Below are 24,429 nucleotides of genomic sequence, written 5' to 3' on the forward strand. Positions count from 1 at the left end.
ACAAACTCTAATTCTTACTGAAACCACCACAACATCATCGCTGTTGCCGTGTCAGTGGAGGCGCATTATAGGGAGTTCTTTTTCTCTGACAAGCACTAAATACAAAAATAAATTCAACCGCTCAATATTTACCCACCAATTCACTAAAGTGATAGCTTTTCCAATGAGTGAAAGCCATAACGACGTAGCACTGGCCATAAAGCAGCCACTTTAGGGGTAATGGTGAGACAATAGGCCAAATTTGTTTCTCTTGATAAAACCGGCGTATCCAAATGATCGATCAACCATGCTGTTCTTCTCGCAATGGCAGAGCCAGAATCAACCAGCCGAGTACCATCCGGTAACACTCGTTGAAGTTCATCAGTCAATAAAGGAAAATGTGTACATCCTAAAACGACAGTATCAGGTGGTTCCGGTAACTTGAGCCACGGTTTGAGGATTTTTTGCAGCACTGCTGCCGAAATAACGTCACCCCGTAGCTTCGCTTCTCCGCATTCCACTAATTCTGCCGACCCCAATAAAAGAATTTTGCAGTCATTGGCAAAGCGAGAAATCAGTTCATAAGTATAAGTTCTCTGAACTGTAGCGCGTGTTGCCAATAATCCTACAACACCATTTCGCGTGAGTTTCGCTGCAGGTTTTACCGCCGGAACTACACCGACGACGGGAAAAGGAAAACGTGCTCTCAGAGCGGGAAGCGAAACAGTACTCGCAGTATTACAGGCAATGACCACCAACGATAAAGAGTGATGTCTTTGTATAGCGCCAACAATTGCCAACACTCGTTCAATAATGAATTGTTCCGGCTTTTCACCATAAGGGAAAGCCTCATTATCAAATGCATAGATATAATGTAAATCCGGCAGTAATTTTCGGATTTCGTCATAAACGGATAAACCGCCCACCCCTGAATCAAAAATCAAAACAGAAGGGCGGGCAGCGGGTAACTCAGAAGGTATAGCTTCCGGTGAGATAATATTCTCGCCCTGCGGTTCGGTAGCCATATGCCGTCTCATAATTTTTATCAAACAGATTGGCAATTCTACCACGAACCGTAAGCTGAGAGGTTATCGGATATGAAACGGCAATGTCCCATAAACTGACACCTCCCATCTTTATTTTTTCAGATAGGTTGAAATCATTATCAAAACGTTCACCCAGGTAATGATAAGTTACCGCCCAGTCAAAACTATACAGTTGCCAGTCTAGTTCATACTTGAACTGCTGCTTGGCACGTCTCAAAAGCACTTCATTTGTTCGCACATTTCGCGGATCAACATAGTCATAAGATATTGTGTGACTGAAAAATCCAGTCTCGAAGGATGCTGTACTTTCGATACCCTTGATGAGCGCTTCACCAACGTTGAAGTAACGAAGACTGGAATTGTCGAACTCAATGAGGTTGTCTATATCGTTTCGGTAGGCTGAAACCCGCCAATTAACCGGACCGGTAAGTCCTTCGACACCACCTTCCCACTGCTCGCTCTCTTCCGGTTTCAAACTGCTGTTGCCGTATGAACTATAAAGCTGACCAAGATTAGGGGCCTTATAGGCCGTACCATAGGAAGCCAACAGTCGATATCCAGAAATGAATTCCCATGCCGCACTGCTTTGCCAGGTCGTATGCTGACCAAACTGAGAACTGTTATCACTACGAACGGCACCTTCGAGGGTGATCGGCCCAAACAGTTGCTGCGCAGTAGTGTAAATACCGGTATTGCGCAGTGCATATCCTTGAGCTAAAAAATTGGTTCCAGGTTCAGTTGTCTGTTTCTGCCAATCCAACCCTGCACTGACATTACCCTGACCAACCTGCAACGTGTTTCCCCATTGAACGTTGTATTGCTGAATATCATCCAGCGTCGCGGAGATATCATAGCGGCCATAACGCGGGTCGTAGTTGTAATCTTTACTATGGCTATAACTGGTTATCAGCTGGGAAGACCACATACCTTGATGGTAGCGCAGACCTGTATCCCAGGACTGGTTGTATAACTGGCGGGTATCTGGCAATGCACCCAAGCGGATGGAACTTAATGTACCATCGTAATCAGTACGATTATCAAATTCGTAACCACGAACAAAACCGCTGATGATATCGCTAAACTGATGCTCAAGCGCGCCATACAGCGATTTACTCATGAATCCATCACGATCGGTTTGGGCTGGGTCACCAAAACCATCAGGCAAATTCGCTACAACATCAAACCCTTTAGTATAAGTATAATTACCCGCCAGCGTTGCCAGCGTGCTGTCACCCAGTTGTTGTTGTGTGGAAGCATCATAAGTTTGATAACCATGGGATCCCATGCCAGCAGAAAGGGTTGATCCCTTCTTTTTACGAACAGTAATAATATTGACCACACCACCGATAGCATCGGATCCATAGACAGCCGAACGCGGCCCACGGATGTATTCAATTTTCTGAACCAATGAAATAGGAATCTGGCTGATATCGGAAGAACCGGTAACACCAGCTTGATTAAGACGAATACCATCAATCAACACCAACACATGGCGTGATTCGGTCCCACGAATAAACAACGAACTCGACTGTCCCAACCCGCCATTTTGAGCTACATCAACGCCCGGAAGACGCCGCATCACGTCAATCAGACTTTTGGCTTGCCAGCGGTCAATCTCTTCTTTAGTGACAATGGTTGTCGACGCCAGCACAGAGGAAACAGGTTGGGAAAAACGGTTTGCGGTAACCACCAATGTATCGCTACTGCCTTGCTGTGTACTATTGTTCCCTTGAGCCCACCCAGAGAAAGCTGTGGCGCAAAGTCCTGCCAGCAGCGTAAATTTTTTATCAAACATTCTATAAAGCATCCAAACAGTATTGGAGGATGCCGCATTACCATAATCGATAGCACGCGATGATCATGAACATTGCGACGTATACCGGCAGGTCTTCGGACTTGGGTACTGTTGTTGCCAACATAGAGACAATGACTTCCCATCGTAATACGACAGTGTCTGCAAAATGCTATTGCCCCCAATTTCCCCTTACCGCTGCGCGTCAGCTCCAGATTTACACTGGATTCCCTTTTAACTTATAGAGCAAGGCCGGACGCTCATGCTACAATCGGGCTGAATGGAAGTCTAGACTTCCATTCAATGAATAGGAAATACGCATGACAACGCTGGACATCCCTTCAAGATTCCCTACAATCGCCGCCAGTAATGTCACCGCACTAACCGTTTTCCAGACGAGATAACCATGACGCCAGAAATCCTGCCAATCGATCAATATGATGCCCAGCTTGAAGAAAAAATCGGGCGAATTAACGCGATAATGGCACCTTTCAGTGCGCCAGAGCCTGTCGTTTTCCGCTCGCCGGTCAGCCATTACCGGATGCGTGCTGAATTCCGCATCTGGCATGAAGGAGACGACCTTTACCACATCATGTTTGATCAGCAAACCAAACAGAGAATCAGGGTAGAGCAATTTCCGGCGGCCAGTGAACTGATCAACCGTCTGATGCCGGTGTTACTGGCGGCATTACGTCCGCAACCGGTACTGCGCCGTAAGTTGTTCCAGGTCGATTATCTTTCCACATTGAGTGGTGAAATCGTGGTGTCACTGCTATACCACAAAGTGCTGGATGACGAGTGGCAACAACAGGCCACGGCTTTACGGGACTATCTGCGTGCGCAAGGTTTCGCCTTACAACTCATAGGACGAGCAACCAAGACAAAAATCTGCCTTGATCGCGATTATATAGACGAGTGCCTGCCAGTTGCCGGTAAACAGATGATTTATCGGCAGGTGGAAAATAGCTTTACCCAACCCAATGCGGCGATGAACATTCAAATGCTGGAATGGGCGCTGTCAGTCACGGAAGGATCTAAGGGTGATTTACTGGAGCTGTACTGCGGCAATGGTAACTTTTCACTGGCACTAGCTCGTCATTTTGAACGTGTATTGGCAACGGAAATCGCTAAACCATCGGTGGCTGCGGCTCAATACAGTATTGTCGCCAACCAGATTGATAATGTGCAGATTATCCGTATGTCAGCAGAAGAATTTACCCAGGCAATGCGAGGTGTCCGCCAGTTTAATCGTCTGCAGGGTATCGATCTTTCCAGCTATCGTTGTGAAACGATATTTGTTGATCCACCACGCAGTGGCTTGGATACTGACACAGTACGGCTGGTACAGGAGTATCCGCGTATTCTTTATATCTCCTGCAATCCAGACACACTATGCGCCAATCTTGAAACCCTAAACCAAACCCATCAGATAAGTCGATTGGCACTGTTTGATCAGTTCCCTTATACACATCATATGGAATGTGGTGTGTTGCTGGAAAAACGTAAATAAAACTACTGCCAGCAACCAGGGAATTGATCCCCTGGTTTTTCGCTCACGTATTCGGAGATATTATCTAAAGCATATTGACCTTGGTGGCAGCCTTACGTGCACGCAATTTAGCAACCAACCACAATGCCAATACAACACAGAGAATCGACGGTACAAAATTGGAACCGATCTGTGGATACTCTGCACGGAGAATCGCACTGTAGAGCAATAAGCCAAGCAAAAAACAACCTGCGGCGAGCACTGGAATACCTTGCGGCATAACATGACGCATATAGTGTTGATGTAAACAATAAACAGACAAGACCAATGCTATTGGCGGGAAAATGGAAAAAGGCACTACCGAACTAAATAACGCAGCAAATGTGCCATTTACTGACAAACCTGCAACCAATGCCAACACTAATGTACCGTTCTCTTTACTCACCTGCTCTGCCATGATTTTCCCCCAAGTCGCGACACCAAGTCTCAAGATGAAACAAACCCTTTACCGGCTTCTCTTCTGTACCAGTAACACGCACCTTTTGAAATCATACGTAACTGCAACACCAACCGCTCTTCCAGTTGACGACGTTGTTCCGTACTCACATCCAACGCCTCTGCACCCGCGCTGAAAACAATGATCACCATCGCTTCTGCCTGTGCTTCGGCAAAACTGCGCGGGATATGATTTTCGACTTCAAGATAATCGGCCAGTTCAGCAATAAAATGTTGAATTTCTCTGGCGACCGCAGCACGAAAAGCGGCCGATGTTCCTGATCTTTCCCTCAACAACAGTCTAAAAGCATTAGGATTATTGCCAATAAATTCCATAAACGTGGAAACAGACGTTTTGATGACGCTACCACCTTTGGCAATACGCTGACGTGCCTGTCGCATCAGTTGGCGTAACATAAGCCCACTTTCATCGACCATGGTCAGCCCCAGTTCGTCTACGTCACGGAAATGGCGATAAAAAGAAGTTGGTGCGATCCCGGCTTCACGAGCAACTTCACGTAAACTCAGACTGGCAAAACTACGTTCAGCACTTAGTTGACTAAACGCTGCCTCTATAAGGGAACGACGCGTCCGTTCTTTTTGCTGCGCTCTGATACCCATTATCGTGCCCAAATTATCTGTTCTCCTTGTCCAGAGAATCACTATAGCAAACTTTATTAACTACATACTGAGCCAAAATGACTATGTTAAAAGTGCAACAATAAGTTCCCCTACGAATTAAAGGGATGATTGGGTTATTTTGCAGAGGATGTTACAATCGCGTTAGTAATTTGTATTAAAATAGGTGTGTCCTACCATGTCCATACAACAGCAACAACACAATTACGATGCCATAGTGATTGGATCTGGCCCCGGAGGTGAAGGGGCTGCGATGGGGTTAGCCAAACAAGGCGCTAAAATCGCCGTGATCGAAAAACACTATAGTGTCGGCGGTGGTTGTACCCACTGGGGTACCATTCCCTCCAAAGCCCTACGTCACGCGGTCAGCCGTATTATAGAGTTCAACCAAAATCCGCTTTACAGCGATAACTCTCGTGTCATCAGTTCCTCTTTTTCCGATATCCTACGCCATGCCGACAGTGTTATTGGGCAGCAAACCCGTATGCGTCAAGGCTTCTACGAACGGAATCACTGTGATTTGTTTTCCGGAGAAGCACGTTTCATTGATGCCCACACTATCGTCGTCAACTATCCGGATGACACGCACGACACGCTGACGGCAGACAATATCATTATTGCCCCCGGCTCCCGGCCTTATCATCCGGCGGAGGTCGATTTCACTCACCCACATATTTATGACAGTGACTCTATCCTGCAACTGGATTATGAACCTCAGCACGTCATTATTTATGGTGCCGGAGTGATTGGTTGTGAATATGCCTCCATTTTCCGCGGTCTGAATGTAAAAGTGGATTTAATTAACACCCGCGATCGCCTGCTGGCATTTCTTGATCAGGAGATGTCCGATGCGCTGTCCTATCACTTCTGGAACAATGGCGTAGTAATTCGTCATAACGAAGAATTTGAGCGAATTGAAGGTTTGGACGATGGTGTTATCGTCCATCTGAAATCCGGTAAGAAAATGAAGGCTGATTGTCTGCTGTATGCTAACGGTCGTACTGGCAACACCGAGAATCTGGGGCTGGAAAATATAGGACTGGAAACCGACAATCGTGGGCAGCTTAAAGTCAACAGCATGTATCAGACAGCACAGGCGCACATCTACGCTGTAGGTGATGTCATTGGCTACCCGAGTCTGGCTTCAGCAGCCTATGATCAAGGTCGCATTGCCGCGCAGGCCATTACCAAAGGTGATGCCAGCGCTCATCTGATTGAAGATATCCCCACCGGGATCTACACCATTCCTGAAATCAGTTCTGTAGGTAAAACCGAGCAAGAGCTGACCGCACTGAAAGTGCCTTATGAAGTGGGCCGGGCGCAATTCAAACATCTAGCTCGGGCGCAGATTGTCGGCATGAATGTTGGGAGTCTGAAAATTCTGTTCCATCGCGAAACCAAACAGATTCTGGGTATCCACTGCTTTGGTGAACGGGCTGCCGAGATTATTCACATCGGTCAGGCCATCATGGAACAGAAAGGTGAAGGTAATACTATCGAGTACTTCGTCAATACGACCTTCAACTACCCGACGATGGCCGAAGCCTTCCGGGTAGCGGCTCTGAATGGGTTAAACCGCCTGTTTTAACAAACGCTCCATATGCTGTTGCATATGTTCACGAATGGCATCAGCCAGTTGCTCATACCGGCTACGCAATGGTGAACCCGGGCGGTAAACCAGCGCGATGGTGCGCTTCGGTTCTGGCTTGTAGCAGGGCAGATAGCACACACCATCGCGTATCCGTTCTGCGGGTACCGCCAGTGACGGCAGGAGTGTAATACCACTACCAGCAGCGACCATGTTACGCAGGGTTTCCAGACTGGTGGCCCGAAAATGAGTATCTTCATCTGCGCCGGCCTGGAAGCAGAATCCCATCGCCTGGTCGCGCAGACAATGACCATCTTCCAGCATCAGCAATTTCTCTCCTGCCAAATCGGACATTGCCACGCGCTCACGGTTAGCCCACGCATGATCCTGATAAATGGCCAGCTTCATAGGTTCATCAAACAGTGGCACTTCGATAAACGCTTCTGTTTCTTTCACCATCGCCAAAATGGCGCAGTCCAGCTTGCCGCTGTCCAATTGGGCTAGCAACTGATGGGTCTGTGCTTCGTGTAGGTACATTTCCAACTTCGGAAAAAGCTGATGCAACATGGGAATAATTTGCGGTAACAAATACGGTCCAACCGTAGGGATCAAACCGATATGCAATGGCCCTGACATACTCTCCCCTTGTTGGCTGGCCATCTCTTTCAGTACCTTAACCTCACGCAGCACCGTTCTGGCCTGTTCCACCAGCAGTAACCCCGCCTGAGTAAACAGTACCTTGCGGCTGGTCCTTTCCAGCAGCATCACGCCCAGCTCGTCTTCCAGCTTACGAATTTGCCCACTCAGTGTGGGTTGGCTAACGTGACAGGAATCCGCTGCTCGACGAAAATGACGATGCTCGGCCAATGCCACTAGATACTCTAAGTCCCGAATATTCATACACTAATTCTCCATAACCACGATAGCCAGCAACGATAGATAGAATAGCAATGAACGATTATCCCTATCAACACAAAAAAGAATAAAGTCTCTCAGCGAAACATATCTCTCTGCTTATTCATTAAGAAAAATATAATTTTACCACTAAGTAGGCTTAAATATGTTTGTCAGTCAAGAAGGCAAAGAAATCCCACAGGCTACTGTTCACACTCGTCAAGGACGATCAATAGATTGACGTCACTACTGACAAAGTGTTTAACAACAAAATCGTTATAGTTTTTTCATTGCCAGGGGGTTTTTATACCGACCTGCTCCTCCAGCCATCTGCCACGCTATAATGAGTTAGTTATCATATTCAAACAATTTGGCGTAGATAACATTTTGTGCTTTTTCGTAAATGATACTTTCGTGATGAATATCTAGAAAGCAGACCAGAACGCAGAGAGTATTCGGTTTATTCCAGACGGTAATGCGAGTTCACTAACGTCATGAACATGCTGGTGGAGAAAACCGAGTTGAGATTCGGCCCACACTCCTGGGGTTACTCCATGCTGAAGTAGCGGGCTCCAGACTTTAAAGTTCAGAAATCTGTTTCTTTGTTTACCAAACCGTGTTGCCCGCTTTGTACCAAAATAAAACAACTGCTACAGGATCACGGCATCCAGTATGAAGAGATTATTCTGGGTAAAGATGCCGTTACGGCCAGCCTGCGTACAGTAGCCGGACGGAACACGGTTTCCCAGGTCTTTATTAGTGGTCGCCATATCGGTGGCAGCGATGATCTCGAAGCGCTTCTGACAGCTGGTTATTCTTATAAAAAAACCAGCGAAGCTTTGGCGGGTCTTGTCCCGCCTTTTTTGACGCAATCAGATACAGGGAGAAAGAAAAAATGAAAGAACTGCATGTTGATATCGCAGCTATCTAGCTGGAAATTACCATGGCCGGTTCCACCCACCATTAATGCTTGAAAATCATACCGTAGCCGGTCTAACGCCCAAGGTATGGCAAATGGCATAACTCAGTTCAGCACGATTCAGGGTATAGAAGTGAAAATCCTTCACCCCTTCACGGCTGAGGATTTTTACCATATCCATAGCGATGGATGCCCCTACCATTTTGCGGGTTTCTGGATCGTTATCGAGCCCTTCAAACATTGCTGTCATCCAGTTTGGCACACGAACGTTTGTCATGGTTGCAAAGCGTTGCAGTTGTTTAAAGTTGGAAACGGGTAGTATGCCCGGAACAATCTCCACATCAATCCCGGTGGAAACACAGCGGTCACGAAAGCGTAAATAGCTCTCCACATCAAAGAAGAACTGTGTGATGGCCCGGTTGGCACCAGCATCAACTTTATGTTTCAGATTGATCAGATCAGCCTGGGCGCTTTTCGCTTCCGGATGAACTTCCGGATATGCCGCGACCGAAATATCAAAATCGCCCACCTCTTTCAACAATGTAACCAAATCGGCGGCATACATATCGGGCTTACCGCTACCCGGAGGTAAATCACCACGTAACGCCACAATATGGCGAATGCCGCTCTGCCAGTAATCCCTAGCAATGGCCTTTAACTCATCATGAGTGGCATCAACACAGGTAAGGTGTGGTGCCGAATCCAGCCCGGTACGTTCTTTAATCGCCTTGATGATGCTATGAGTACGGTCACGTTCACCAGAATTGGCACCGTAGGTCACTGAGACAAATTTGGGTTTCAGGCTACTCAGACGATCAATAGAGCTCCATAGGGTTTCTTCCATCTCGCTGGTGCGCGGCGGGAAAAATTCAAAGGAAACGTTAATATGTCCCTGCAACTCTGCCAGACTCTGATTCAGCGCTTCCCGCTGGTTCGCGTGGAAAAAACTCATATCCTTACCTCAATTTGCCGTTGTCATTGTTCTATTATACAAACGTCTATACGTTTAGACGTCCATATAGAAAATGACCGAATCCGTATAAAGAGTCAACGCTTTTCATTGCGTTGAGAGCTGATGTTTATTCATGCATCTTGAAAAATATTCAACTGACTACGGTCAGTATAGACGGCAACAAAAAAGCCTGAAGCATTCAGTTTCAGGCTTGGCGTTTGATGACAAAGTGTATATAGCGGCTATCGATAATAAGGGGATCGTAAAAGCGTATTACAACAACTGGGCTAAACGATTTAAATCAGACTGGATAGCCCCTGCGGTAACATCCCGTCCGGCTCCCGGCCCACGAATGACCAACGGATTATCACGATACCAGCGGCTTTCAATGGCAAAAACGTTATCACACGGCAGCAGTGCTGCCAATGGATGATCCGGTCTGACGGCTTCCACCCCGACACGGGCTTTGCCATGGGCGTCAAAACGGGCCACATAACGCAGCACCAGTCCCATTTCATTTGCCGCTTCCAGTCGCTGTTCCATCTGTTGATTCAGCGACTCACCGTCCTCAAAAAACTGGTCTACCGAGCTATTTTCACATCCTGCAGGCACTAGAGACTCAACGCGGACCTGTGTTGGTTCGATTTCGTATCCCGCTTCACGCGCCAGAATCACCAGCTTACGCATGACATCCTGACCAGAAAGATCAACCCGGGGATCCGGTTCCGTTAATCCCTGCTGCCAGGCTTGATCCACCAGTTCGGTAAATGGCACCGTGCCATCAAATTGCAAAAACAACCAGGATAAGGTACCGGAAAAAATACCACTGATAGCCAGGATACTGTCGCCACTTTCGCGTAAATCCCGTACTGCATAGTTTACAGGCAAACCAGCGCCTACCGTGGCGTTGTACAGCCAGTAACGGCCAGTTTTGGCAAACGCATCCCGGATTTGACGATAATTATCACCACCGGAAGCGCCCGCCAGTTTGTTGGCGCTAATAACGTGGAAACCATAACTGGCAAAATCCAGATAGAGATCGGCAACCGCCGGACTGGCTGTGACATCCAGCACCACCAGGTCATCATATGGGTGTGCACGCATCCACAGGAACAGATCCTCGCCGTCGTGTTCCTTCGCATCCTCGTCAAAAAAAGCCAGTACACGACTGGCGTCCAGTCCATCATAATTCAGCAGGCTACGGGTACTGTCCACCACGCCGGCCAGAATAAATTCAAATCCGGTACGAGCCGAAATGAGGCTTTGCTCGCGAGAAAACAACTCAAGCCAACGGGAACCAATATTCCCCTTACCAAACAACACTAACCCGATACGCTTTTCAGCCCGGAACAAAGAATGATGCAGACCACGTACCACATGTTCCGTAGGACCGACACGCAACACGGCGACCAGACTGATATCATCCTCAGCCTGCCAGATAAACTCGATCGGTTGATCTTTTAACTGCTGATAGAAACGGTGGCTGTGCAGCGGATTCTTACCGACACCAGCACCAACCATCGCCACCAATGCCAAACCTTCACGCAAGCCAAGCTGTACCGGCAATGCGGCCTGCTCCAATATCTGCCAGGCACTCTCCACCACTTCAGAGGTATAACAAAGCTGTAGCAAACTACGATCCTGATGCACACCTGTTGCCAGAGGTTTTATCTGCACCCGTTTCAGCAATTGCTCCACGTCTTTTTGCACCCGTTGAAAATCGTGTTCTTCCGGGATTTTCACTTCAATCAGGCACACGTCATCATGGCTGGTAACGATTTTGGCACCTGTGCCGGAAGCCAGCACCCGTTCAATGCGGGTAGACCCTTGCTCCGGTTGATAGCTGCAACGCAACTGCAGATCAATATCACTACCCGAAACCGGCTGTAATGTGCGGGTATGCAGCACTGGTGCCGCCAGTCGCGCCAATTCACTGGCCTCATCCAGCCGCAGTAACGGCAGCAGGCAGGCATCTTTCACTTTGCGCGGATCAGCACTATATACCCCGGCAACGTCACTCCAGATAGTGACACGCTCAACACCAGCCAATGCACCAATCTGGGTCGCAGAATAATCACTGCCATTACGGCCCAATAGTACCGTTTCCTCAGCTTTATTCCGGCAGATAAAACCAGTGACAACCAAACGCTGATCAGCATGTTGTGCCAATAACTGCTGTAGCAGTGGCCAGGATTGACCTTCGTCTACCTGCGGCTGAGCCGCACGCTCTGCTCTCAGGAATTGGCGAGCGTCCAGCCAAGAGGCAGACATCTCTTTCTGATTGAGTACCGCAGACATCAGACGCGCTGACCAGATTTCACCATGTCCAACCACTTCGGCATACACCGCATCGGTGATCTTTCCATCCAACAGTGCAGCCAAACGTTCCAGATCGTGAATAAACGCTGCCGTCAATAGATCTGCACTCTCCGCTGGTAATAACCCGGTAATTAAATCGCTCTGATAACGGCGTAATACCTGCTGAATCTGGTGGGCGGAAATACGATCGACCTGACTAAACTTCAACCAGCTAATCAGCTGATTAGTGGTGCTACCCGCAGCGGAAACCACCATCAAATCACCGGGACGGCTGTACTCCGCCATAATACCGGCGACACGCTGATAACATTTCACATCAGCGAGACTACTACCGCCAAATTTATGCAGTTGCCGCCCAGTGACGGCCCCCGCTATCCCTAAAGCACTCATTTTTACCTCGTGGTTACAGCTTGAAACGCCTGTTCCAGATCGGCAACCAAATCATCACCGTCTTCAATACCTACCGAAATGCGCAGCAGTGTGTCTGATATCCCGGCAGCGGCACGTGCCTCTGGAGACATGCCCGCGTGAGTCATGGTAGCTGCATGAGAAATCAGGCTTTCAACACCCCCTAACGATTCCGCCAACGTAAATAACTCCAACGATGAGAGGAAACGGCGCAAAGCGTCTTCATCACCATCCAGTTCAAAACTTAACATCGCGCCAAAGCCGGACTGTTGACGACAGGCGATGTCGTGTCCAGGGTGTTGCGGCAGAGAGGGATAATACAGCTTTTTCACCAGCGGTTGATCCTGCAAATACGCCACAATTTGTTGCGCATTGTTCTGAGCCGCGGCCATACGCGGTGACAACGTGCGCAAACCGCGCAATAGAAGGTAACTATCAAACGCCGCACCAGTAACACCGATATTATTCGCCCACCATGCCAGTTCGGTAACCACTTCAGGGTCCCTGGCAATCACCGCTCCAGCAACAACGTCAGAGTGCCCGTTCAAATACTTGGTACAAGAATGAATCACCAGATCGGCACCCAATTGCAGTGGATTTTGCAACACCGGACTGAGGAAAGTGTTATCCACAACACTGACAGCGCCCGCTTCACGCGCCGACTGACAAATGGCCGCAATATCCACCACACGCAGCAGTGGATTACTGGGGCTCTCCACCAGCACCAGCTTCGGTTTTTCGGCCAAAGCCGACTTCAGCGCCGAATCATCACCCTGATCGACAAATTTCACGCGGAATACACCCCGCTTGCTTAGACTTTCAAACAGCCGGTAACTACCGCCATAACAATCATGAGGAGCCACCAGCAGGTCGCCGGGGCGTAAAAATACCGTGCAGACCAGAAAAATCGCCGACATACCGGTGTTCGTCATCACAGAACCGGCCCCCCCTTCCAGTTCCGCCAACGCCCGCTGCACAACATCACGCGTTGGGTTCCCCCGACGAGAGTAGTCATGCGCTCGAGGCTGATTAAAACCGGTAAAATTGTAAGTGCTGGAAAGGTGAATGGGAGGAACGACACAACCAAACTGCTCGTCATTATTTAACCCACTACGAACTGTGATAGTAGCCTGTTTACGCGTCATTGGTGCTTTTCCTGGCTGAAGACTGAGTGAAGAATATCAAGAGTAAACGTAGATATTATAGACGTCAATACATCTAGACTTCTAAACTTCTTTGCGTATAGATTGAGCATCCCTATAATAATCGCTAGAATTATGGTATTACGCGACAGTATCTGTCTTCACCACGATCAATTTTTAAGGTATCCCATGGCTGAGTGGAATGGCGAATACGTAAGCCCATACGCTGAACACGGTAAGAAAAGTGAGCAAGTAAAAAAAATCACAGTTTCTATCCCATTGAAAGTACTTAAAATATTAACTGATGAGCGAACGCGTCGTCAGGTAAACAACCTGCGTCACGCGACTAACAGCGAGTTACTCTGTGAAGCGTTTCTGCATGCTTTTACCGGCCAACCCTTACCGAATGATGAAGATCTGCGTAAAGAGCGCAGTGATGAAATTCCGGAAGCAGCCAAAATAATCATGCGCGAAATGGGGATCAACCCCGATACCTGGGAGTACTGATCATCTATTGATGTGGGATTCAAAAACAATAAAGGCATCCAAGGATGCCTTTATTTTCGTCCAGCAGAACGTTGTCTAACCGGTGAAGCTTATTTTTTGGCGCCCGGTACGCTGAAACGTTTGTTGAAACGTTCAACACGACCACCGGTATCAACCACGCGTTGTTTGCCGGTATAGAACGGATGGCATTCGCCACATACGTCCAGATTCAGATCATGACCCGCTGTAGAACGGACTTTGATAACATTACCGCAAGAGCAGGTAGCGGTAACTTCAGCATAATTCGGGTGAATACCTTGTTTCATGGGAAACCTCTGTTTAAGGCCGTGTCGCTATCCAGCCCTATTCCGCCAGACACCACACGAAGTTGAGTAAAATGCCATTATACCACGAGGTATAAAGGCGGCGAATCATACAGAAATTAGCCAGCTGATGCAATCACATCGACACAGAATCATTCACACCATGTACACTACTGCCAGGACATTTCTTGCGTGCTGCGTCTATTCCGAAACAGGAACCGCACAGCATGAAGAATAACAACGCTTATTACCCAGACGGAGTTGTCATGCCTGTCGTTCAGGTCGCCCTACCCGTGCCGCTGGCACGCACATTCGATTATCGATTACCCGAAGGGTTGTGCCCTGTGCCGGGTATGCGTGTCAGCGTACCCTTTGGCAACCGTAAAATGATTGGCATTGTCACCACACTGAACAACAGCAGCGAACTGCCGTTGGATCAGCTCAAGGTCGTGCGAGAAGTTCTGGATGACGAACCACTTTTTCCTGCCAGTCTGTGGCGCATTCTGCTTTGGGCCGTGGATTATTATCATTACCCCATCGGCGAAGTTCTGTTTCATGCCCTGCCAATTATACTGCGTCAGGGTAAACCGGCCCATACCGCACCGCTTTGGCAGTGGTTCGCAACAGAACAAGGGCGGGCAATGCCACTGGCATCACTGAAACGAGCCCCTAAACAGCAACAGGCGCTAGCCGCCTTACTACATGCTCCACTTTACCGTCATCAGGTCAGTGAGTCAGCACTAACCGAAACCGCGTTACAGGCATTGCGCAGCAAAAGCCTGTGTGACCTGAGACCCCTTTCCCGACAACTCTCCGACTGGCGTAGCGAATTCAGCATCATCGGTGAACGATTAAAGCTGAATACGGAGCAGGCCACCGCCATAGGCGCGATACGCAGCGAAGACAACCATTTTTCCGCCTGGTTACTGGCGGGGATTACAGGATCCGGCAAAACCGAAGTGTATCTCAGCGTGCTGGAAAATATATTGGCGCAAGGCAAACAAGCTCTGATACTGGTGCCGGAAATCGGCCTGACGCCACAAACCATCTCCCGCTTTAAAGACCGTTTTACTGCACCGGTAGAAGCCCTGCATTCCGGGCTGAATGACAGTGAGCGCCTTGCTGTCTGGTTGCGGGCCAAAAGCGGCGAAGCGGCGATTGTCATCGGTACTCGCTCCGCGCTGTTCACGCCATTTGCCCGATTGGGGCTGATTGTGATCGATGAAGAACACGATGGATCTTATAAACAACAGGAGGGGTGGCGCTATCATGCCCGCGATCTGGCGGTATTTCGTGCCAGGGAAGAAGACATTCCTATTGTCATGGGTTCCGCCACTCCGGCGCTGGAAACATTGTATAACGTACAGATTGGCAAATATCGTCAGCTCCGACTCAGTAAACGTGCAGGTAATGCCCGACTGGCACAACAGCATATACTCGATTTGAAAGGATTGCCGTTGACTAGCGGCTTGTCCCAACCACTGATCAACCGTATCCATCATCACTTGAATAATGATAATCAGGTGATTCTGTTTTTGAACCGACGCGGTTTTGCCCCAGTGGTGATGTGTCATGAATGTGGTTGGATTGCTGAGTGCCAGCGCTGCGATCACTACTATACATTGCACCAACATCAGCAAATATTGCGCTGCCATCACTGTGACAGCCAACGTCCGGTGCCACCACAATGTCCTCACTGCGGCTCTACGCATCTGGTTCCTGTAGGGCTAGGCACCGAGCAGTTGGAGCAGGCGCTACCCGCTTTGTTTCCCCAGACCCCCATTACCCGCATTGATCGGGACACTACCAGCCGCAAAGGCTCGCTGGAACAACAACTGACACAGGTAAGGCAAGGCGGGGCACGGATACTCATCGGGACACAGATGCTGGCCAAGGGCCACCATTTTCCGGATGTCACACTGGTCGTGCTACTGGATGTAGACAGTTCATTGTTTTCCGCTGATTTTCGAGCCGCAGAACGCTTCGCTCAGCTTTATACGCAGGTATCCGGTCGCGCTGGTCGCGCTGGCAAAGCAGGGGAAGTGATTCTTCAGACTCATCATCCAGAACACCCGCTATTGCAGACTTTGCTGCAAAAAGGGTATGACGACTTTGCTAACCAGACTCTGAAAGAACGTCAGAGCGTTTTCCTACCGCCGTTTACCAGCCATGTCCTGTTCCGGGCAGAGGATCATGATAATCAACAGGCCACGCTGTTCCTGCAACAACTACGCAATCTGCTGGAAGCCAGCCCACTACGGGATGATGCCCTCTGGCTAATGGGACCCGTTCCCGCACTGCAACCCAAACGAGCGGGTCGCTTTCGCTGGCAACTACTGCTTCAGCATCCATCCCGCGCTCGTCTACAGCAATTGCTCCGAAATTCACTGGCCTTGATCGACACACTTCCACAGACGCGAAAGGTGAAATGGATACTGGATGTTGACCCAACAGACAGCTAACAGGATGCGGTTAAAGAACATTGAGATCTCACACCGTTTGACTGGGATTTATTGCGAACTGCCTCCAAAAAACTGACATTCATCACATCTTGCCAGCAAATTAAGCCACAAATGTTGCTCCCAATCTGTTAAGAGTGTTGGTGATGGCAGTATGCTGAACAGCACAGTGACAGAAATATCCTGTTTTTAAGCGGCTCCCGACGCCTCTCTAGCAAAAGCGAACGGTAGCCAAAGCTACGGCGCCAGTTGACGCTGATGCAAGGAGAAAAGCGTTGGAGCAAAAGAGAGAAAACACCACAGCGACCATGAAGGACGTTGCGGATATGGCAGGGGTTTCTACAGCCACTGTATCTCGGGCATTGATGAGCCCGGAAAAAGTATCTGCCCTAACCCGGCAAAAAGTGGAGCAGGCCGTACTGTCGGTGGGCTATTCTCCTCATTCGATTACCCGCAATCTCAAGCGTAATGAATCCAGAACCCTTCTGGCGATTGTGCCCGACATATGTGACCCTTTCTTCTCGGAAATATTGAGAGGCATCGAAGAAACTGCGACTGAACGTGGTTACCTGGTACTGATTGGTGACTGCGCCCATCAGCGTCAAAACGATAAAACTTTTTTCGACCTGATTATCACCAAACAGATTGACGGTATGTTACTACTGGGCTCTGACCTGCCGTTTGATGTCAGTAAAGCTGAACAACGCAATCTTCCACCAATGGTGATGGCCAACGAATTTGCTCCCGAGCTGGAATTACCGACAGTGCATATTGATAACCTGACAGCGGCGTTCGATGCGGTACATTATCTTCATCAGTTGGGACATCAACGCATTGCATGTATTGCCGGACCAGAACATCTGCCACAGAGCCAGTACCGTTTACAAGGCTATATCCAGGCATTGCGTCGCTGTGGGTTAACCATCGATAACCAGTACATAGTGCGAGGCGACTTCACTTATGAAACCGGGATGAAGGGATTGACCACGCTAATGTCGCATCCAGCGCCTCCCAGTGCTATTTTTTGCCATAGCGACATCATGGCGTTGGGAGTATTGTCCCAAGCCAGAAGAGTGGGGTTGGATATTCCCCGAGATCTCTCAGTGGTGGGGTTTGATGATATTGCTCAGGCCAGTTACTGCTTTCCGCCGCTCACCACTGTAGCTCAACCACGCTATGACATCGGACGTGAAGCTACGCTATTGCTGCTGGAACAGTTATATGGTCATTCTGTCCAGAGTGGATCACGCCTGCTGGCTAGTGAGTTAGTCATTCGGGAAAGCACCTCCCCGCCTAATTCCACACATAACCGGCTTTAAGACTTCATGTGCTGGTCAAACATTTGAGGGTTCAGTAACATGGCGGCCTGTTACTTTTTTTATTGCACAGCGAAACGATAGTGGCACAAAGAGACTATGTCAGCCGTGGGCGCTCGGCAACGCGTCGGAAAAAGACATCCAACCGGAGAAAAGGTAGTAGTTCCGGTACCTCCAAGGTTATGATCGCGCTGGCCGCAGCAGTGCTTGTCACCTTTGCGGGAGGGTTATATTTCATCGTCCATAATAAACCGGGTGAGTCTCCGGTGTTACCGCATCAGACAGGCAAAGGTAACGGACTGCCACCAAAACCGGAAGAACGCTGGCGTTATATCAAAGAGCTGGAAAATCGTCATATCGGTGTAACAACACCAACGGAACCTTCAGCAGGTGGGAATATCGAGACAACGGGTGAACTGACGCAAGAACAGCGCCAGTTACTGGAGCAGATACAGTCGGATATGCGCAACCAACCGACGCCACTGTCAGAAGTACCGTATAACGAAACACAAGTCCCCCGCTCGCAGGTTTTCATCAAGCCACAAGCGGTTGTACCATCGACCGTAGTACCCCGAGTATCAACAGTGGCGCCCTCGCCAACGAAGCCAGAAATCCCCAAGCCGAAAATAACGAAAAATGAACCAGAAAAGGTCGATAGTAGTAAGCAGAAAAAAGCACAACTCTGGATTGTACAATGTGGTTCATTCAAAACCACGGAGCCTGCCGAATCCGTGCGAGCTGAACTGGCATTTTCCGGAATAGAAAGCCATATCACCAACAGCGGAGGCTGGAACCGGATTATTTTGGGGCCTTATAATAACCGTACCAACGCCAATAAAATGGCGCTTCAGCTTAAAGGTATGGGCCACACCAACTGCATCCTGTTAGCTAACGGGGGTTGAAAACCCTCCCCCTTCCCCCCATCTTTATCAGCAATATGCCCCGCGGCACGCGGGGGTCTTTTTATCAGTAAGTAACGGGGATTTACGCGTGACAACAATCGTAAGCGTACGCCGCAATGGGCAGGTCGTCATTGGCGGAGATGGCCAGGCCACATTAGGCAACACGGTCATGAAGGGGAATGTGCGCAAAGTACGCCGTTTGTATAATGACCGGGTTATTGCTGGATTTGCCGGTGGCACCGCTGATGCTTTCACTCTGTTCGAGTTATTTGAGCGGAAGCTGGAACTGCATCAGGGACATTTGGTAAAAGCGGCAGTGGAATTAGCCAAAGACTGGCGTACTGATCGCATGCTACGCCGTCTGGAAGCATTGCTGGCTGTAGCGGATGAAAACGCCTCATTGATTATTACCGGTAACGGTGATGTAGTGCAGCCAGAAAATGATCTGATTGCCATCGGCTCCGGTGGACCATATGCACAGTCCGCTGCACGCGCCTTGCTGGAAAATACAGAATTAAGCGCACGGGAGATTGTTGAAAAATCTTTGGGTATTGCCGGTGATATCTGTATCTATACCAACCAGTTCCACACGATTGAAGAATTAGCCTCCAAGGCGTAAGGATCCACTATGTCTGAAATGACCCCGCGTGAAATAGTCAGTGAGCTTGATAGCTACATCATTGGCCAGCACAACGCGAAGCGTGCTGTAGCAATTGCCCTGCGTAACCGCTGGCGCCGTATGCAACTGGAAGAGAACCTGCGCCATGAAGTTACACCTAAAAACATCCTGATGATCGGACCGACTGGGGTAGGTAAAACAGAAATTGCCCGTCGACTCGCCAAACTGGCCAATGCACCCTTTATCAAAGTTGAAGCGACGAAATTTACCGAAGTGGGTTATGTCGGTAAAGAAGTGGATTCCATTATCCGCGATCTGGCCGATTCGGCCATCAAAATGGTACGCCAGCACTCAATAGAGAGAAATCGTCACCATGCTGAAGAATTGGCTGAAGAACGCGTTCTGGACGCATTACTGCCCCCGGCCAAAAACAACTGGGGACAGGCGGAAGAAAACCACGAGCCTTCTGCAGCCCGTCAGGCTTTCCGCAAAAAACTGCGTGAAGGTCAGTTGGACGATAAAGAGATTGAAGTTGACCTGGCCGCAGCGCCGGTTGGTGTGGAAATCATGGCACCTCCAGGTATGGAGGAGATGACTAACCAGTTACAATCCATGTTCCAGAATCTGGCGGGCCAAAAGCAGAAAACCCGTAAAGTAAAAATCAAGGAAGCCTTTAAACTGCTGGTAGAAGAAGAAGCCGCTAAACTAGTCAATCCAGAAGAGCTGAAACAACAGGCGATTGAATCCGTAGAGCAGCACGGTATCGTATTTATCGACGAGATCGATAAAATCTGCAAACGTGGTGAAACGTCTGGCCCTGATGTCTCCCGTGAAGGTGTTCAGCGCGACCTACTGCCACTGGTGGAAGGGTGTACCGTTTCCACCAAGCACGGCATGGTGAAAACTGACCATATCCTGTTCATTGCCTCTGGCGCATTTCAGGTATCCAGCCCGTCCGATTTGATTCCGGAACTACAGGGTCGTCTACCCATCCGCGTGGAATTACAGGCACTGACAACCGAGGATTTTGAGCGCATTCTGACTGAACCCAGCGCATCATTGACACAGCAATATAAAGCGCTGATGGCTACTGAAGGCGTAAACATTGAGTTTACACCGGAAGGTATCCGCCATATCGCTGAGGCTGCCTGGCAGGTCAATGAACGTACTGAAAACATCGGTGCGCGCCGTCTTCACACCGTACTGGAACGACTAATCGAAGAAGTTTCTTACGATGCTAGCGAAATGAGTGGCGAAACCGTGACTATTGATGCAGATTATGTACGTAGTCACCTTGATGAGCTAGTAGCAGATGAAGATCTGAGCCGATTTATTTTATAATCTGGATTTACGGATCGTCCTGATAACTAAAGAGTGGGAGGCCAGCGCCTCCCATTTGTGTTTTCGGTACCATTATCAAACATAATTTTCCCTGAACTGAAGCACACTATGACCTCATTGATACATAGCAGCAAAACCCAGGCATGGCTGGACAGTTTACGTCCCAAGACATTGCCATTGGCTTTCGCCTCCATCGTTACCGGCTCGGCCATTGCCAGTTGGCATAGCAGTTTCAAACCTGGTATAGCGCTGTTGGCATTGCTGACTGCCGGATTATTGCAAATCCTCTCAAACCTGGCGAATGACTATGGCGATGCGATCAAGGGCAGTGATACCGAAGCTCGAATCGGGCCACTACGTGGAATTCAGACGGGTATGATCTCGTTGACTGAACTGCGAAACGCACTGATTCTCACCATATTGTTAACCATCGTCTCTGGCATCGCACTGGTGACGCTGGCCTGCGAAAAGCCGATTGATATTGTCGTATTCCTGTCGCTGGGCTGCCTGGCGATTCTGGCCGCTATCACTTATACGGTCGGGAATAGACCTTACGGCTATATTGGGTTGGGCGATATTTCCGTACTGATTTTTTTTGGTTGGCTCAGTGTGGCAGGGTCGTACTATCTGCAAACCGGTCATTTCAACAGCATTGTTATCCTGCCCGCCACCGCTTGCGGCCTATTGGCAACGGCAGTGTTAAATATTAATAATCTGCGCGATATAGATAATGATCGGATGAATGGCAAAAACACGTTGGCGGTACGACTTGGTGCCAAGAAAGCTCGCTGTTATCACATGTTATTACTGATGACGGCACCGGCGTGCCTGGCATTGTTTGCTTTGTTCTACCTACACAGCCTGGCTGGCTGGCTATTTATCCTAACGTTACCGCTACTGATCCACCAGGCGTGTTATGTACTGCGGGAAACAACAGCGTTCAGTATGCGCCCAATGCTGGAGAAAACCGTCAAAGGGGCGTTGCTCACCAATTTGTTGTTCGCTGTGGGCGTAATGCTGAGTTAACTACCGCAGCTGAGGGACAAAATCATCTCCCGTTTTACTGATACTGGTCAAGATGACACCTGATGGTTTTGCCAATTTCTGTTAGAAAGGGATATACTCACTATTCCAGCCGCAACCTGACGTAAATCCTATGAAATACGATACTTCCGAACTGTGTGATATCTATCATGAAGAGGTGAACGTTGTTGAACCCCTTTTCTCCAATTTTGGCGGGCGTAGTTCATTTGGTGGCAAAATCACCACGGTGAAATGTTTTGAGGATAACGGCCTGCTTTACGACTTGCTTGAAGAAAGCGGCAGTGGACGCATACTGTTGATTGATGGCGGCGGCTCAGTGCGTCGCTCATTGATCAACGCTGAACTGGCCCGTTTGGCGACACAAAATGAATGGGAAGGCATCGTGGTTTACGGCGCCGTCCGTCAGGTAGACGATCTGGCAGAACTGGATATTGGTATCCAGGCGATGGCAGCAACGCCTGCGGGAGCAACCAGTGAAGGAATTGGTGAAACAGATATTCGCGTCAATTTTGGCGGTGTGACCTTCTTTTCTGGCGATCACCTTTATGCCGATAATACTGGCATCATTCTGTCAGAAGACCCGCTGGATATAGAGTAATCCGGATGACGCTTTCCCGCTCGTAAAGTGGAAAGGGCGATAACATCGCCCTTTCAGAAATTATTTATTGTACGTCTTCCATTTTACCTAATAGTGCACGCAGACGCTCCTGCCATGTTTTCTGCTCTTCCTGTAGTTGTTCGTTCTCGCGCATCAGCGCATCACGACTACCTGCCGCAGCCTGAATCTCTTGTGACAATGTATTGTTCTGCTCTTTCAGCTCTTCAATTTCCATCTGCAATAGCGTAATCGTGTCGATCGCCTGCTGAACTTTCGCTTCCAGTTTCTCAAATACTTCAAATGACATAACTTCTAACCCCTTTCCATCGCAAGGCATAAACCGGTTAACACTGGTTCATAGCGAAATTTCACGCCATCACAACCGTGGCGTCCACTTATCACACCCCTAGAACCCATTTCATTAGGCGTTATTGGCGTAATTTCATAGAAGGATTGTATGTAGCCAACTCTGGCCTGTCTAGCTCACATCCGCCCATAACGGCAAGTCTGTCATTTTTTTCAGACTGCGGCTATCAACACTGCAAAACAAAAATCACACACCTTGACGTTGAAGGAAACGAATGTTAACAAAATTAACATTCTGGTTAACACATCCCAAGCCTAAAAGATAATAAATGCTATATTGATAAGCGAATACGCTCATTTTTTTGACGTACAACACACATTTTGATTTCGATATTTCTCGTTTTCGAGCATTAACGATAAATTCACATCACAAGTACATTTAGAGAAGACAACGGACATAACATTTATGTGTCCGCTGATAATAACCACGCTGTACCTTACAAGTAGGAAACGTGTATGAGTCAAACTGAAAGTTCAACATTAAAAGGCCAGTGCATTGCTGAGTTCTTGGGCACTGGTCTGCTGATTTTCTTTGGCGTTGGCTGTGTTGCGGCGTTGAAACTGGCTGGAGCCAATTTCGGACAATGGGAAATCAGCATCACATGGGGGTTCGGTGTTGCAATGGCAATCTATCTGACTGCCGCTGTCTCCGGTGCCCATCTCAACCCGGCAGTAACTGTCGCCCTGTGGCTGTTTGCCTGTTTTGACAAACGCAAAGTCATTCCCTACATCCTGTCTCAGGTTGCCGGTGCGTTTTGCGCTGCCGCACTGGTCTACGGTTTGTATTACAATCTGTTCTATGATTTTGAGCAAACTCACCACATCGTGCGCGGCAGCGTAGAGAGTCTGAATCTGGCAGGCATATTCTCCACCTATCCCAATCCACATATCTCTGTAATGCAAGCATTCCTGGTGGAAATGGTGATCACCGCCATTCTGATGTGTCTGATTCTGGCCTTAACGGATGATGGTAATGGTATCCCGCGCGGCCCGTTGGCTCCGCTGCTGATCGGGATTTTAATTGCCGTGATCGGTGCGTCCATGGGGCCACTGACCGGATTTGCCCTGAATCCAGCCCGTGATTTTGGCCCTAAACTATTTGCTTATGTTGCTGGTTGGGGAAAAGTCGCCTTCACCGGAGCCCGTGATATCCCTTACTTTCTGGTGCCGATTTTTGGCCCGCTTGTCGGTGCCATACTGGGTGCATTTGGTTATCGTGCCTTGATTGGCCGCCACTTGCCTTGTGAAATCTGCGTTATTGACGACGACACCGCGATACACACCGAAACTCGCGATATTTAGTACCCGGCAAA

Annotated in this window: 21 protein-coding genes, 1 pseudogene and 1 riboswitch; of the genes and pseudogenes, 12 read left to right on the forward strand and 10 right to left on the reverse strand. The window is 48.8% G+C overall.

The window, feature by feature from the left end:
• Window positions 1-143 precede the first annotated feature (143 nt).
• Both murI and btuB read right to left on the reverse strand, forming a co-directional pair.
• A complete protein-coding gene (murI, locus tag PCO85_21825; GenBank protein WJV53733.1) occupies window positions 144-1,004 on the reverse strand; it encodes a glutamate racemase in 861 nt (286 codons plus the stop codon).
• The gene (btuB, locus tag PCO85_21830) at window positions 949-2,820 is read right to left on the reverse strand and encodes a TonB-dependent vitamin B12 receptor BtuB (protein ID WJV53734.1); all 1,872 of its coding nucleotides are present in this window, start codon (window positions 2,818-2,820) and stop codon (window positions 949-951) included. Before btuB ends, murI begins: the two co-directional genes overlap by 56 nt.
• Window positions 2,821-2,888: 68 nt before the next feature.
• A riboswitch (cobalamin riboswitch) is annotated at window positions 2,889-3,089 on the reverse strand.
• Window positions 3,090-3,223: 134 nt separating this feature from the next.
• Between btuB and trmA the strand changes: the two genes are divergently transcribed.
• Window positions 3,224-4,327 (forward strand): tRNA (uridine(54)-C5)-methyltransferase TrmA, encoded by a 1,104-nt coding sequence (gene trmA / locus PCO85_21835; GenBank protein ID WJV53735.1) that lies wholly within the window; start codon window positions 3,224-3,226, stop codon window positions 4,325-4,327.
• 64 nt (window positions 4,328-4,391) lie between these two features.
• Here trmA and PCO85_21840 read toward each other — a convergent pair whose 3' ends face one another.
• Window positions 4,392-4,763: a YijD family membrane protein gene (locus PCO85_21840; GenBank protein ID WJV53736.1), complete on the reverse strand. Its 372-nt coding sequence runs from the start codon at window positions 4,761-4,763 to the stop codon at window positions 4,392-4,394.
• Window positions 4,764-4,792: 29 nt separating this feature from the next.
• Window positions 4,793-5,422 carry an HTH-type transcriptional repressor FabR gene (fabR, locus tag PCO85_21845; protein ID WJV56172.1) on the reverse strand — a complete coding sequence of 210 codons (630 nt, stop codon included), beginning with the start codon at window positions 5,420-5,422 and terminating at the stop codon, window positions 4,793-4,795.
• Window positions 5,423-5,618: 196 nt separating this feature from the next.
• Between fabR and sthA the strand changes: the two genes are divergently transcribed.
• Window positions 5,619-7,028, forward strand: a complete 1,410-nt coding sequence (sthA, locus tag PCO85_21850) for a Si-specific NAD(P)(+) transhydrogenase (GenBank protein ID WJV53737.1) — start codon at window positions 5,619-5,621, stop codon at window positions 7,026-7,028.
• Here sthA and oxyR read toward each other — a convergent pair.
• Window positions 7,011-7,928: a DNA-binding transcriptional regulator OxyR gene (gene oxyR / locus PCO85_21855; protein WJV53738.1), complete on the reverse strand. Its 918-nt coding sequence runs from the start codon at window positions 7,926-7,928 to the stop codon at window positions 7,011-7,013. The genes sthA and oxyR overlap by 18 nt on opposite strands.
• Before the next feature lie 160 nt (window positions 7,929-8,088).
• Here oxyR and PCO85_21860 point away from each other — a divergent pair.
• Window positions 8,089-8,731, forward strand: a pseudogene (locus tag PCO85_21860) (redoxin family protein).
• 168 nt (window positions 8,732-8,899) lie between these two features.
• Here PCO85_21860 and metF read toward each other — a convergent pair.
• From metF to metB, 3 genes are all read right to left on the reverse strand, one after another.
• Window positions 8,900-9,793, reverse strand: a complete 894-nt coding sequence (gene metF, locus PCO85_21865) for a methylenetetrahydrofolate reductase (GenBank protein ID WJV53739.1) — start codon at window positions 9,791-9,793, stop codon at window positions 8,900-8,902.
• A gap of 273 nt (window positions 9,794-10,066) precedes the next feature.
• Window positions 10,067-12,502: a bifunctional aspartate kinase/homoserine dehydrogenase II gene (locus tag PCO85_21870; protein ID WJV53740.1), complete on the reverse strand. Its 2,436-nt coding sequence runs from the start codon at window positions 12,500-12,502 to the stop codon at window positions 10,067-10,069.
• A 2-nt stretch (window positions 12,503-12,504) separates the two neighbouring features.
• A complete protein-coding gene (gene metB, locus PCO85_21875) occupies window positions 12,505-13,665 on the reverse strand; it encodes a cystathionine gamma-synthase (protein ID WJV53741.1) in 1,161 nt (386 codons plus the stop codon).
• A 186-nt stretch (window positions 13,666-13,851) separates the two neighbouring features.
• Here metB and metJ point away from each other — a divergent pair, with 186 nt between their 5' ends.
• A complete protein-coding gene (gene metJ, locus PCO85_21880) occupies window positions 13,852-14,169 on the forward strand; it encodes a met regulon transcriptional regulator MetJ (GenBank protein ID WJV53742.1) in 318 nt (105 codons plus the stop codon).
• 89 nt (window positions 14,170-14,258) lie between these two features.
• Here the strand turns inward: metJ and rpmE are convergent, their stop codons facing one another.
• Window positions 14,259-14,474 (reverse strand): 50S ribosomal protein L31, encoded by a 216-nt coding sequence (gene rpmE / locus PCO85_21885; GenBank protein WJV53743.1) that lies wholly within the window; start codon window positions 14,472-14,474, stop codon window positions 14,259-14,261.
• A gap of 263 nt (window positions 14,475-14,737) precedes the next feature.
• On the opposite strand from rpmE, the gene priA reads away from it, so the two are divergent.
• The 7 genes from priA to rraA all read left to right on the forward strand — a co-directional run bounded on the left by priA (window position 14,738) and on the right by rraA (window position 22,750).
• Window positions 14,738-16,933 (forward strand): primosomal protein N', encoded by a 2,196-nt coding sequence (priA, locus tag PCO85_21890; protein WJV56173.1) that lies wholly within the window; start codon window positions 14,738-14,740, stop codon window positions 16,931-16,933.
• A 272-nt stretch (window positions 16,934-17,205) separates the two neighbouring features.
• Window positions 17,206-18,249, forward strand: a complete 1,044-nt coding sequence (gene cytR, locus PCO85_21895; protein ID WJV53744.1) for a DNA-binding transcriptional regulator CytR — start codon at window positions 17,206-17,208, stop codon at window positions 18,247-18,249.
• A gap of 80 nt (window positions 18,250-18,329) precedes the next feature.
• A complete protein-coding gene (gene ftsN, locus PCO85_21900; protein WJV53745.1) occupies window positions 18,330-19,148 on the forward strand; it encodes a cell division protein FtsN in 819 nt (272 codons plus the stop codon).
• A gap of 88 nt (window positions 19,149-19,236) precedes the next feature.
• Window positions 19,237-19,767 carry an ATP-dependent protease subunit HslV gene (hslV, locus tag PCO85_21905; protein WJV53746.1) on the forward strand — a complete coding sequence of 177 codons (531 nt, stop codon included), beginning with the start codon at window positions 19,237-19,239 and terminating at the stop codon, window positions 19,765-19,767.
• Window positions 19,768-19,776: 9 nt separating this feature from the next.
• Entirely contained in the window at window positions 19,777-21,108 is a 1,332-nt protein-coding gene (hslU, locus tag PCO85_21910) for an HslU--HslV peptidase ATPase subunit (GenBank protein ID WJV53747.1), read from the forward strand.
• A 108-nt stretch (window positions 21,109-21,216) separates the two neighbouring features.
• Window positions 21,217-22,134 carry a 1,4-dihydroxy-2-naphthoate polyprenyltransferase gene (locus PCO85_21915; protein WJV53748.1) on the forward strand — a complete coding sequence of 306 codons (918 nt, stop codon included), beginning with the start codon at window positions 21,217-21,219 and terminating at the stop codon, window positions 22,132-22,134.
• 130 nt (window positions 22,135-22,264) lie between these two features.
• A complete protein-coding gene (rraA, locus tag PCO85_21920) occupies window positions 22,265-22,750 on the forward strand; it encodes a ribonuclease E activity regulator RraA (GenBank protein ID WJV53749.1) in 486 nt (161 codons plus the stop codon).
• 64 nt (window positions 22,751-22,814) lie between these two features.
• Here rraA and zapB read toward each other — a convergent pair whose 3' ends face one another.
• Entirely contained in the window at window positions 22,815-23,057 is a 243-nt protein-coding gene (gene zapB / locus PCO85_21925) for a cell division protein ZapB (GenBank protein WJV53750.1), read from the reverse strand.
• Window positions 23,058-23,572: 515 nt separating this feature from the next.
• Here zapB and PCO85_21930 point away from each other — a divergent pair.
• Window positions 23,573-24,418, forward strand: a complete 846-nt coding sequence (locus tag PCO85_21930; GenBank protein ID WJV53751.1) for an MIP/aquaporin family protein — start codon at window positions 23,573-23,575, stop codon at window positions 24,416-24,418.
• The last annotated feature ends 11 nt before the right edge of the window (window positions 24,419-24,429 follow it).

Origin of the sequence: Prodigiosinella aquatilis, from assembly GCA_030388725.1 — a bacterium.
GTDB lineage: Bacteria > Pseudomonadota > Gammaproteobacteria > Enterobacterales > Enterobacteriaceae > Prodigiosinella > Prodigiosinella aquatilis.